Origin of the sequence: Limnobacter sp. UBA3528 (assembly GCF_002377005.1) — a bacterium.
In the GTDB taxonomy this organism is placed as follows: domain Bacteria; phylum Pseudomonadota; class Gammaproteobacteria; order Burkholderiales; family Burkholderiaceae_B; genus Limnobacter.
On the sequence record NZ_DFOZ01000036.1, the window covers coordinates 1 to 11085 of the forward strand.

General features: G+C 53.7%; 10 protein-coding genes. 5 read left to right on the forward strand and 5 right to left on the reverse strand.

The features are described 5' to 3' along the window. Positions 1–386: 386 nt before the first annotated feature. Complete coding sequence (locus B4N58_RS11165; protein WP_291749272.1) at positions 387–1160, reverse strand: glutathione S-transferase N-terminal domain-containing protein; 774 nt, start codon at positions 1158–1160, stop codon at positions 387–389. A 137-nt stretch (positions 1161–1297) separates the two neighbouring features. Here B4N58_RS11165 and aroQ point away from each other — a divergent pair, with 137 nt between their 5' ends. The 5 genes from aroQ (at position 1298) to B4N58_RS11190 (ending at position 8482) form a co-directional block, all read left to right on the forward strand. Continuing rightward, on the forward strand, positions 1298–1729 hold the full coding sequence (aroQ, locus tag B4N58_RS11170) for a type II 3-dehydroquinate dehydratase (RefSeq protein ID WP_008253035.1): 432 nt from the start codon (positions 1298–1300) through the stop codon (positions 1727–1729). Positions 1730–1840: 111 nt separating this feature from the next. Continuing rightward, positions 1841–3253 carry an efflux transporter outer membrane subunit gene (locus B4N58_RS11175; protein WP_291749276.1) on the forward strand — a complete coding sequence of 471 codons (1413 nt, stop codon included), beginning with the start codon at positions 1841–1843 and terminating at the stop codon, positions 3251–3253. After that, positions 3250–4455 (forward strand): efflux RND transporter periplasmic adaptor subunit, encoded by a 1206-nt coding sequence (locus tag B4N58_RS11180; protein ID WP_291749279.1) that lies wholly within the window; start codon positions 3250–3252, stop codon positions 4453–4455. Before B4N58_RS11175 ends, B4N58_RS11180 begins: the two co-directional genes overlap by 4 nt. Beyond that, positions 4452–7592, forward strand: a complete 3141-nt coding sequence (locus B4N58_RS11185) for an efflux RND transporter permease subunit (RefSeq protein ID WP_291749283.1) — start codon at positions 4452–4454, stop codon at positions 7590–7592. The genes B4N58_RS11180 and B4N58_RS11185 overlap by 4 nt, the downstream gene beginning before the upstream one ends. Further along, on the forward strand, positions 7589–8482 hold the full coding sequence (locus tag B4N58_RS11190) for a helix-turn-helix transcriptional regulator (RefSeq protein ID WP_291749285.1): 894 nt from the start codon (positions 7589–7591) through the stop codon (positions 8480–8482). The genes B4N58_RS11185 and B4N58_RS11190 overlap by 4 nt, the downstream gene beginning before the upstream one ends. 28 nt (positions 8483–8510) lie before the next feature. Here the strand turns inward: B4N58_RS11190 and B4N58_RS11195 are convergent, their stop codons facing one another. The 4 genes from B4N58_RS11195 to B4N58_RS11210 all read right to left on the reverse strand — a co-directional run bounded on the left by B4N58_RS11195 (position 8511) and on the right by B4N58_RS11210 (position 11078). Further along, on the reverse strand, positions 8511–9329 hold the full coding sequence (locus tag B4N58_RS11195; RefSeq protein WP_291749287.1) for a substrate-binding domain-containing protein: 819 nt from the start codon (positions 9327–9329) through the stop codon (positions 8511–8513). 13 nt (positions 9330–9342) lie between these two features. Then, positions 9343–10104 (reverse strand): ATP-binding cassette domain-containing protein, encoded by a 762-nt coding sequence (locus B4N58_RS11200; protein WP_050771265.1) that lies wholly within the window; start codon positions 10102–10104, stop codon positions 9343–9345. After that, the gene (locus B4N58_RS11205; protein ID WP_008253011.1) at positions 10097–10804 is read right to left on the reverse strand and encodes an ABC transporter permease; all 708 of its coding nucleotides are present in this window, start codon (positions 10802–10804) and stop codon (positions 10097–10099) included. Before B4N58_RS11205 ends, B4N58_RS11200 begins: the two co-directional genes overlap by 8 nt. Positions 10805–10985: 181 nt before the next feature. Further along, a complete protein-coding gene (locus B4N58_RS11210; protein WP_291749295.1) occupies positions 10986–11078 on the reverse strand; it encodes a flagellin in 93 nt (30 codons plus the stop codon). Positions 11079–11085: the final 7 nt, after the last annotated feature.

The window sequence follows — 11085 nt, forward strand, 5'->3', positions numbered from 1 at the left end:
GGAGGCGTCCATATACGGCAAAAGGGCGGGCCGAGTCTCGGTGGCGGCCTTTGGCCGACCGTGGCGGGTGAATTCAAACTGGCAGGTTTTCTTGATCGGCGCTGCGAGGGCATCGAAACCTGAGCGCGCGGAAACTTGAGTCGGTGACCTACGGCACATGCCGTCGCCCATGGAGAGAATCTGGCTCCACGCGAGGCTTGGGTGCTGCACTGACTGGCCGGCTTTGCAAGGCTTCCCGGCGGCTTCGCAGCGCGGGGCGGTTCCGCCAGGAACCGATGCGAAGTCGCTTAAGCGATTCGCATGCCCCAAGCCAGAAGCATCAAGCCGGATCAGAAGTCTTGCTGAGGCCAGTTGGTGTGGCACCCAAGCCTAGCAAGACGCCTGAATTACGCACCATAAGTCTTGTCCAGATACCGCAGAATATCGTTCGACTCATACATCGCCACACCCGTGTTCGGATCGATCAAATAAGGCACCTGCACTTTGCCGGTGTTTTCAGCCAGCCAAGCCCGGTTGCGCGTAGTGCCTTGGGGTGCTTTAAACAGCTTGTCGCGGAACATGGGTGGGCCCATGTCGGTCATTGCACCCTTGGGCGTGCTTTTTAACAGATACGGAATTTCGAGTTCGCACAAACGGGCACGCACCGGCTTGGAGTAAGGGCTGCTTTCAAAACTGTACAGCACCAAAGGCTCAACAGGCGCTTTGGAAGCACGGGCCTTCATGCCCTGAAAACCACCGATTCGATACTGGAATGTGCTGGCCAACGCCGAGGTACCCACCGCCACTTTGCGCCCAAATCCTTTCTGGCTTTGAAGTTTGCTGTCGTAAGTTTTGGCCAGGTAATCAATGATATCGGCCGATTCATTCATCACGACACCGGTATTTTCATCCACCAGCATTGGAAACTTGGTTCCAGGCAGCAATGCACGCGCTTCGTCACGAAAACGCTTTCCACCTGCCGGGCAAGGCAAAATCATCGCATCCAGGTCCATTTCACTCAGGGCTTCCCGTACCAGTCTACAAAACGGGCTGATTTCAATGTCGTAAAGCTTCAAAACTTTCTCAGGAGTTTTACGGGCGCGGGCGGTAATGCCTGTGCCACGCCATCCGCGTGCCGTACCTGCCAGCAAATTGAAAATTGCCTCGATGTTCGTGTTCATAAGCTGCCTCTGTCTTGGATTTATTCGAAATTGTCGTTATTTTGTGCGCGAACGTGTCCGCAGTGTAGACGAAACCCCCTAGCCCACCGCATTGCTTGTTACTATTTTTTCAAACACACCTGCACCGGAGAAGAAACTTGAAAAAACTGCTGCTGATCAACGGTCCCAACCTGAACCTGTTGGGCACGCGCGAGCCCGGTATTTACGGACACATGACCCTGGCTGACATTGAAAAAGCCTTGAAGAATATTGCTTTCACCGACGGTTTCGAATTGATGACCTTTCAAAGCAACCACGAGGGCGCATTGATCGACCGTGTGCACAAAGCAAAAACAGAAGACATCGCAGGCATTGTGATCAACCCGGCCGGTTACACCCACACCAGCGTGGCGTTGCGTGATGCACTAGCAGGAGTGGCCATCCCGTTCATTGAAGTACACCTGTCCAATATTTACAAACGCGAGAGCTTTCGCCACAACAGCTATTTTTCAGACCTGGCTGAGGGCGTGATTTGTGGGTTGGGCTGGCAAGGGTATGTTTACGCTTTGCGGCAACTCGCCTCCAAGTAAATAAAACAGGGGTATGGTGATTTTCAGTTCAATTTTGTAAAGATCAGTTAACAGCTGAACAAACTGCCCTGGACTGTGGTCTGATGGGCACTCAACAAGAAAAACGACACAATGAAGCACCACCTCAAACCCCTGCTGCCCCTCGTCTTGGCTCTATCGCTGGGGGCTTGCACCACTGTTGAGTCCAGAAAACCAGAAATCGACAGCCGGTTTGAAAATGCGACTTTTAAACCCTTGGTCAGCCCGAATGCGGTACAAGCCCCTGCGGACTGGTGGACCGGTTTTTCTAGCGAACAACTGAACACACTGATGCAAAAGGCACAGGCTGACAACCTGAGTCTTGAGGCCACAGAGGCCAGGTTGCGTGCTGCGCAAGCCAGCCTGGATGCAGCGCAAGCCAGCTTCTTTCCATCACTTACCCTGAATGCTGGGCGGCAGGAAAACACCGTAAAGGGTACCAGTATTCAAGGGCAGGCCACCAACAATCGCGGGCTGTTTACCTCAGCTTCGTTCGTGGCCAGTTATGAGATTGATTTGTGGTCGCGCGTTCGCAACACGGCCAAGGCCTCTGAATTGCAGCTTCAAGCCACACGCTATGAACTCGATGCGGCGCGAATCAGCATTGCCGGTCAATTGGCCACCACTTGGGCGCAATGGGTGGCGGCGGACCAAACCGTAAGGCTGTTCGAGACGGAACTGGAAAGTTTTCAGACCAACCTGAAGTTGGTTGAATTGCGATTCCGCCAAGGCGGTGCTGTGGCGTCTGATGTGTTGCAACAACGGCAATTGGTCGAGTCGGCCCAGGGCAACCTGGCGCAAGCCCAAGCCAATCGCGATGTGCTGCTCAACAGCCTCGCACTGTTGGTAGGTCAGCCTCCGAATACAATCAGCATGAACCGCGAGAACCTGCCTACCCTGCCCCCTGTGCCGGCAACCGGCTTTCCTGCTGAACTTTTGAATCGTCGGCCCGATGTACAACAGGCTTGGGCTCAGGTACTGGCAACCGACCGCAGCGTGGCCGCTGCAATTGCCAACCGGTTTCCGCAACTCAGTTTGCGGGCCAGCTTTAGCGATCAAACCCGCGATTCCGATTTGCTGTTCGACAACTGGGTGCGCAACCTGAGCGTGAATTTGGTTGCACCCTTGTTCGATGGTGGCGCACGCTCAGCGGAAGTTGAACGCCAGCGCGCTTTGCTAGACCAAGCCGTGGCGCAATACCAGGACGCCGCCATCAACGCGCTGGCCGATGTCGACAACGCACTGATTCAGGAAACCCGCCAACGCGAGGCCGTGGAAAGTTTTCAGCGCCAGCTTGAACTGGCAGAACTGAGTTTGAAGCGGCTTTTTGCGGGCTATCGCAACGGCACGGTCGACTACCTCGCCATTTTGGATGCCCAACAAAGTACCAGCCAGTTAAGGCGCAACCTGGTGAACGCACAACAACAATTGGTGGGCTTCCGGATTGCCCTTTACAGGGCACTGTCCGGCAGCATTCCACAACCTACAGCAGCAGAGCAGTCATGAGCGATCAATCTTTTTTCAAACGCAAATGGGTACAAATTGGCCTGGCCATTGGGGTAGTAGCCCTGGGTGTAATTGGCTCTGAAGTGTTGGTTGCAACGGCCCCCACGGCCAACCGCAAACCACCGGAAAAAACGGCGCGGCTGGTAACCACTGAACCCGTCAAAGCCGGAGACTACACCGTCAGCTTGCTGGGTTATGGCGTGGTTGAGCCCGAGCAACAAATTACCTTGCAAGCGCGTGTGAGCGGCACTGTGCAAAGCATTGGTCCAAAATTTGTACCGGGTGCATCGTTTAAAAAAGGCGATGTGTTGGTGCAACTGGACAACACCGACTACCGCATTGAATTGCAAACTGCGCAAGCAGCACTGGCGCAAGCACAATCCACGCTCACCTCGGAATTGGGTAACCAGGTGGTGGCCCAATCCGATTTCGAATTGCTCGGTTTGAATGTGGATGAGCGTGAACGTGCACTCATTCTGCGAAAGCCACAACTCGAGGCAGCCAAAGCCACGGTTCAATCTGCCCAGGCGGGTGTTGAGCGCGCCAAAGTGAATCTGGAACGGACCATTTTGCGGGCACCCTTCGATGGTGTTGTGGTAAGTCGTGAAGCAAGTGTGGGCGCGCAAGTCAGTGCCACCACTGCTCTGGGCGTACTGGCCAGCAGTGAAGCCTACTGGATCAACGTGGCCGTGCCGCAAGCTGATTTGAAATGGATCAAATTTCCTGAAGGGAAACAGGCTGGCTCCACGGTGTGTGTCAGCGATGCCAGCAGTAGTGAGCAGGGCTGCCACAAAGGCACAGTGCTGAACCTGCAAACCAGTGTTCAAGACAATGGTCGGCAAGCCCAAGTGTTGGTCGAAGTGCCTCGCAGCCAAAACAAGAGCAACAACAAAAACCTGCAGCCACTGTTGCTGGCCCAATATGTGAAGGTGCGCTTTGACGGCATCGAGCTGAAGAATGTTTTCAAGCTGGCACCGGCCTCGGTGCACGACAACAAAGTGTGGGTGAATGATGGGGGTGAACTCGACATTCGCCCGGTGAATATTGCCTTCCGCTCAGCCGAGTATGTGCTGATCGATCGCGGCTTGAACAATGGTGAAAGTATCGTGACCTCCAACCTCGGGTCGCCGGTGAACCGCATGGCCATCAGGACAAATGAGTCGACCCCACCCTCACCCACACCAGCGGCGGTCAAACCATGAATGCTGCAAGCAGACGCAGGGTAGACCGCTCAGGCCCATTGGCCTGGATGACCAAAAACACCGTGGCGGCCAACATTCTGATGTGGGTGTGCCTGATCGGTGGCGTGTTCGGATTCATGAACATGACCAAAGAGGTGTTTCCCGAATTCGAACTGGACCTGGTCACCGTGTCTGTTGCTTACCCAGGAGCAAGCCCGGAGGATGTTGAGCAAGGCATTGTGCTGGCCGTCGAAGAGGCCATTTCAAGCATTGAAGGCATTGTTGAAGTCAACTCCACCGCCAATGAAGGCGCAGCCAGCGTGGTGATTGAAATCGACGAATCCGAAGATGCACAAGCCGTGTACGACCGAATCAAACAAGAAGTTGACCGAATCACCACCTTCCCCGGCGATGCCGAAGTGCCCAATGTCTCGCTGACTGCGCGCAAACGTGGCGTGGTCACTTTGGTAGTACACGGTGACACCGATGAACTGTCGCTGCGAAATTTAGCCGAAGAAGTACGCGACGGTTTGCTACAAAACCCGGGCATCACTCAGGTTGATCTCACCGAAATTCGTGAACAGGAAATTCATGTTGAGGTACCTGAAGCCAAGTTGAATGCCTATGGTTTGACGCTGCAGGGCATTGCTGACAATATTCGCGCCAATGTGATTGAAGTATCCGGCGGCAGCATTTCAACCCAAAGCGGCGAAATACTGTTGCGAGTTTCCGAGCGGCGGGATTTCGCAAATGAGTTCGCCGCCTTGCCGATCGTGTCGCCAGTCAGTGGTACTCCCTTGAAGCTCGGTGACATTGCCACAGTGCGCGATGGCTTTCAGGACATCGACAAATACGCCACCTTCAATGGCAAGCCATCCATTGAAATTTCAGTGTCGCGAATCGGTGAACAAACCCCCATCGGAATTTCCGAGGCCACACAGGAGGCGCTGGAACGTATACGCCCTTTAATGCCCGAGGGCATTGAAATTTCCGTGGTCAGCGATCGCTCAGACACCTACAAACAACGACAGGAACTGCTGGCCAAAAATGCAGTGATGGGTTTGATATTGGTCATGGTATTGCTCACCATTTTCCTGGACTGGAAATTGGCCTTCTGGATCAGCATGGGTATTCCAATTGCTTTTCTGGGCGCCATGTTGTTCCTGCCCCTGTTCGGGGTCACCTTCAACATGATTTCCATGTTCGCTTTCATCATTGCCTTGGGCATTGTGGTGGACGATGCCATTGTTGCAGGCGAGAACATTTACGAGTATCGGCAACAAGGCATGAGCATGCTGGACGCATCCATTCAGGGTGCACGCGACGTGGCAGTGCCGGTTACCTTCAGTATTCTGACCAACATTGCAGCCTTTGCGCCATTGCTGTTTGTGCCTGGATTTCTTGGAAAAATATGGGGTGTCATACCCCTGGTGGTGTGTACGGTCTTTGTGGTGTCGCTGATGGAAGCGATTTTCATTTTGCCGGCTCACTTGGCACACAGCAAGGAAGCCAAAGGAAGGTTTCACAACTGGCAACAAAAGTTTTCCAAGGGGTTCAGCCTGTTTATTGAACGCCGCTACACCCCGATAGTTCACAAGTGTGTCGAATACCGTTACCTGTCTATGGGTGTTGGCATTGCCCTGATGGTGCTGGTGATCAGTTGGCCTGTCAGTGGGCGTATGGGCTTTGAGCTTTTTCCGCAAGTGGAAGCAGATCAGTCTGAGGTGAGGGCGCAATTGCCGCTGGGAAGCACCAATGAACAAGTCAACCTGGTGCGCGACCGCATTGTGGCCAGCGCCCTGAAAACCGTGGAAGCCACGGGTGGCGAGCAACAGAGCACCGGCATTTATGCCAGTGTGAATGAAAACAACATCACCGTTCGAACCTACCTGACGCCGCCGGGCGTACGCCCCGTGCCCACCGCAGAGTTCACCGATCAATGGCGACTCGACGTTGGCAATATTCCCGGTGTAGAAACCATTCGCTTTGCGGCCGACTCGGGTGGCCCTGGCAGCGGCCCTGCTTTCACCGTGCAGCTTAGCCACCGCAATGTAGACACCTTGCGTCAAGCCAGCGAAGCATTGGCGCGTGAACTGGCCAATTACCCCATGGTGTCCGAAATTGACGATGGCTTTCAGAACGGCAAGGAACAATTTAGCTTTACCTTGAAAGAGGAAGCGCGACGTCTGGGACTAAGCTCCAACGAAATTGGTCGACAAGTGCGCGCTGCATTTTTTGGTTCGGAAGCCTTGCGCCAGCAACGTGGCCGCAATGAGGTGAAGGTGTTGGTGATGCGCCCCGAAACAGAACGTTCAGCGCAGACCGATGTGCGCGACTTGCTGATTCGTACACCGCAAGGTAGCTTGGTTCCCCTTCACTCTCTGGTGAACTTCGACGACACGCGCGCCGTGGCCAACATCACACGAAGGGACGGCCGACGAACCATTTCAGTGACGGCCAACGTCAACCCACGCAACCAGGCACAACAAGTACAAAATGCCACAGTGCAAGACCTGATGCCAAAATTGATGGCCGACTATCCCGGTTTAAGCTACAGCTTTGCGGGTCGCCAGCAAGACTTTTCTGAGGCTTTGGGAGGGCTGGGCAAGGGTTTTATGGTGGCCTTGCTCATGATCTACGTATTGTTGGCGATTCCGTTCAAAAGCTATCTGCAACCCTTCATCGTGATGCTGGCCATTCCATTTGGTATTTTTGGGGCCATAGTTGGTCACTTGATGATGGGCTACAGCATCAGCATTGTATCCATGATGGGTATTCTCGCCTTGGCGGGTGTGGTGGTGAACGATTCACTGGTGATGGTGGATTACGCCAACGAAAAGGTACGCGAAGGCATTAGCCCTTACGAGGCGATTTGTACCTCTGGCGTGCGACGTTTCAGGCCGATCATGTTGACCACCATTTCCACATTCGGCGGCTTGGCCCCCATGATCTTCGAAACCTCTCGCCAGGCAAAATTCATGATCCCGATGGCCATTTCACTGGGGTACGGCATTTTGTTTGCCACAGCCATTACACTGTTGTTGGTGCCTTGCCTGTATCTGATGATCGATGACCTTCGACGTTTAATGGGTACCAGCCCCGGGCTTGAGCCTCATGAAATTGACTTGACGAAACTGGAAGAAACCCGCACCGCATGAATTCAGGTTTGGACACCACCGAATTTTTAACCACCAAAGAAGTGGCTGAACTGTTGCGCATCAAAGAGCGCCAGTTATACGACTTGGTAAGTGCGCAAGAAATTCCCTGCGTGAAGGCCACCGGCAAACTGCTGTTTCCGAAAGCAGAGCTGATGCACTGGATACGCACCGGTGAATTTTTATCCGAAAGCAAAAGCACTGCACGATTGAATGTGCTGGCGGGTAGCCATGATCCGCTTCTGGAATGGGCCATTCGTGAATCGGGTTGCGGGTTGGCCATGCAATTTGATGGCAGCCTGAGCGGACTTGATGTGTTTGAGAACCATGGTGCAGTCGCCACTGGCTTGCACGTGCTCAATGTCAACACCAACCCCACCGCCTGGAATACACATGCGGTGCAAACCCGTTTCGCAACAAGCAATGTGGTGTTGGTGCATTGGGCCATGCGGCAACAGGGTTTGATTGTGCCCCACGGGAATCCCAAGCAAATAAACAGTGTGGCTGACCTGCCAGCGTTAAAAATTGCCACTCGCCAGGCTGGCGCAGGCGGCATGATTTTGTTTGAACACCTGCTGCATACTCACGGCCTTGATTTGGCAGCGCTGAATGTTTGTGAAACCTGCCGAACCGAGAATGACACCATTGCAGCGGTGGCCAGCGGAAAAGCAGATGCAGCGCCGGGTTTGCAAGCCTTGGCCTTGCAGTTCGGGCTTGGATTTGTGCCCACACAACAAGAAAATTTTGATTTGATGGTGTGCCGCAAAGCGTGGTTTGAACCACCTTTTCAAAAGCTGATTCAGTTCACCAGCAGTAGTACATTCAAGAAAAAAGCGCAGCAGTTTGAAGGTTACAACACCACGGCACTGGGCACCGTGGTGTGGAATTCTTAAGGCTTAATTGGGTGCTTATTTGGGCGCCTCATTTGCCAGCGTTGGGAAAAAACAGAGACTGCCCGTTCTGTTTAAAACCGGCAATGGTGGCCTGCCCCTTCGGTGACACCAGCCAGTTTACGAAAGTATTGCCCAGGTCAGTTTTCACGTTGGGGCACTTGGCCGGGTTCACTGCAATCACACCGTACTGATTGAACAAGGTAGGGTCACCTTCCACCGCAATCTTGAAATTGCCTTTGTTGCCAAAGGCAATCCAGCTGGCGCGATCGGCCAACACATACGCACCCATACCCACACCGGTATTCAGGGTAGCGCCCATGCCCGAGCCTGTTTCGCGATACCACTTGCCGCTGGCGGCTTTGACATCCACATTGGCCGCCTTCCACAACTGCTGTTCTTTTTTGTGGGTACCACTGTCGTCACCGCGTGAAGCAAACAAAGCCTCTTTATCCGCAATGGCTTTGAACGATTTCACCACCTCTTTGCTGCCCGCCACACCGGCTGGGTCGTTGCCAGGCCCCACCACCACAAAGTCGTTGTACATCACGTCAATGCGCTTCACGCCGTAACCGTCTGCCACAAATTTTTCTTCGGCGGCTTTGGCATGTACCAGCACCACATCGCCATCGCAATTTTGAGCATTCTTCAAAGCCTGGCCTGTGCCCACAGCCACCACGCGAACTTCAATTCCCGTTTCCGCTTTAAATGCGGGCAACAGGTGATCAAACAGCCCGGAGTTTTGGGTGGATGTGGTGGATTGAACAATAATGAATTTGTCGGCAGCATGTGCGTGTGCAAACAGACCAGTGGCCAACAATGCTGTAACCAATCGAATTTTTTTAGTCATGGTATCTCCTCGTTTAAATCAACAACTCACCCGCAAGGTAGGCTTTCGCCTCACGACTGGCAGGTGTTTTCAAAAACTCGTGGGTGGCTTGGATGGCGTGAACCCTGCCCTTGTGAACAAACATCACTTCATCGGAAAGCCGTGCAGCCTGGCCTTGATCGTGGGTCACCACAATCACTTTCACGCCACACTGGCTGGCACGCAGCACAATGTTTTCAATCAATGCTGTGGCTTGGGGATCAAGGCTGGCACTGGGTTCATCCAGAATCAGCAAACCAGGTTTTGCCGCCAAAGCGCGCAGCAATGTCAGGCGTTGCTGTTCCCCGCCTGACAGTTTTCTGGCCGGAGATTTTGCGAGGTGCTGCATGCCACCCAACTCGAGTAGGGCATCCGCGCGGAAAGGCCGTTGGCCTCGCTCCACGCCTGCGATGGCCAGTGCATGCAACAGGTTGTCTTGCACACTGCGGCGCAGCAATACCGGGCGCTGGAATACAAAACCAATTTGATCGCGGGGAACTCGACTCAGTGTGTTGAAACGGACAGAACCCTGCTCAGGCATCAGCAAGCCCGCCAGTAATCGCAAAATAAGACTTTTGCCAGCGCCATTGGGCCCCATGATCGCGGTAATGCCTTGCGCGCCAATTTCAAGAGTCAAATTGCTGAATATGTGATGCTTGCCGAATGACAGATGAACGCCGTCAAACTGAATTGGCAAGTGTTCTGAAAACGGTTTTGCAGGGGCAAGCAAGGCCAGGTCGCTGTTCATCTTAAGCATAAGCCCTCTTTTGAGCGCTGTTTTTCAGCAAGAAAAGACCCGCGTTAATCAGGATGGACAGCACGATCAGAATAATCCCCAAGCCCAGTGCCAGCGCCAGTTCACCTTTCGAGGTTTCCAGAGCAATGGTCGTGGTCATGACCCGGGTTACATTGGCAATGTTGCCGCCCACGATAATCACTGCGCCCACCTCCGCCAAGGCGCGACCTAACCCGGCCAATGCGCTGGTCAGCAGCGAATAACGGGCATCTACAATCAAAGTGCAAATGGTTTGAATGCGACTGGCATTCATGGCGCGCAGCATTTCGTCATATTCGCTGTACAGGTCTTCAATCACTTGCCTGGCCAGCGCTGCCACAATCGGGGTAACCAGCACCACCTGCGCAATCACCATGGCAGTTGGGGTGTAGAGCAACTGAAGAAAGCCCAAAGGACCCGCTGCAGACAAGAACAGGTAGATCACCAAGCCAACCACCACCGGTGGTAACCCCATGAGGGAGTTCAGAAACACAACAAAGGCCATTCGACCGGGAAAACGGCCAATGGCCAAAGCAGCACCAAGAGGAAAACCCAACAGACAGGCAATGGAAACGGCCGTGAACGTGACCTGAAGCGACAAGGCTATGATGTCGATTAAAGTGGGGTCAGCTTGCCCGATCAGGGTAAAGGCTTGAACAAAGGCTTGGGAGAAATCTTGCATTTATATGCATTTTTTACGGAATAAATGCAGTGTAATGCCAAAATGCGCGTGATGTCATTGGTAGTAACACCAGCGGGGAGAAAAAAGGCAGAGGACGAATAGTCCGAATCCGGGAATGCCCTCTGCCGAAACCAGCTGATCCGATGCTAGTCAGATCAGCCAGTGCTTGGTCAATTCAGGCTTACTGCAACAGGCTCAGTACGTTGTTGGGCAACTGGTTGGCCTGGGCGAGCATGGCGGTGCCGGCCTGCTGCAGGATCTGCGAGCGAGTCAGGTTGGCC

Bases quoted from the DNA above. Each gene is read 5' to 3' on its own strand.
- B4N58_RS11185 (WP_291749283.1), top strand. From the start codon at position 4,452: ATGAATGCTGCAAGCAGACGCAGGGTAGACCGCTCAGGCCCATTGGCC.
- B4N58_RS11205 (WP_008253011.1), bottom strand. From the start codon at position 10,804: ATGCAAGATTTCTCCCAAGCCTTTGTTCAAGCCTTTACCCTGATCGGG.
- B4N58_RS11195 (WP_291749287.1), bottom strand. From the start codon at position 9,329: ATGACTAAAAAAATTCGATTGGTTACAGCATTGTTGGCCACTGGTCTG.
- B4N58_RS11180 (WP_291749279.1), top strand. From the start codon at position 3,250: ATGAGCGATCAATCTTTTTTCAAACGCAAATGGGTACAAATTGGCCTG.
- B4N58_RS11165 (WP_291749272.1), bottom strand. From the start codon at position 1,160: ATGAACACGAACATCGAGGCAATTTTCAATTTGCTGGCAGGTACGGCA.
- B4N58_RS11175 (WP_291749276.1), top strand. From the start codon at position 1,841: ATGAAGCACCACCTCAAACCCCTGCTGCCCCTCGTCTTGGCTCTATCG.
- B4N58_RS11190 (WP_291749285.1), top strand. From the start codon at position 7,589: ATGAATTCAGGTTTGGACACCACCGAATTTTTAACCACCAAAGAAGTG.
- B4N58_RS11200 (WP_050771265.1), bottom strand. From the start codon at position 10,104: ATGCTTAAGATGAACAGCGACCTGGCCTTGCTTGCCCCTGCAAAACCG.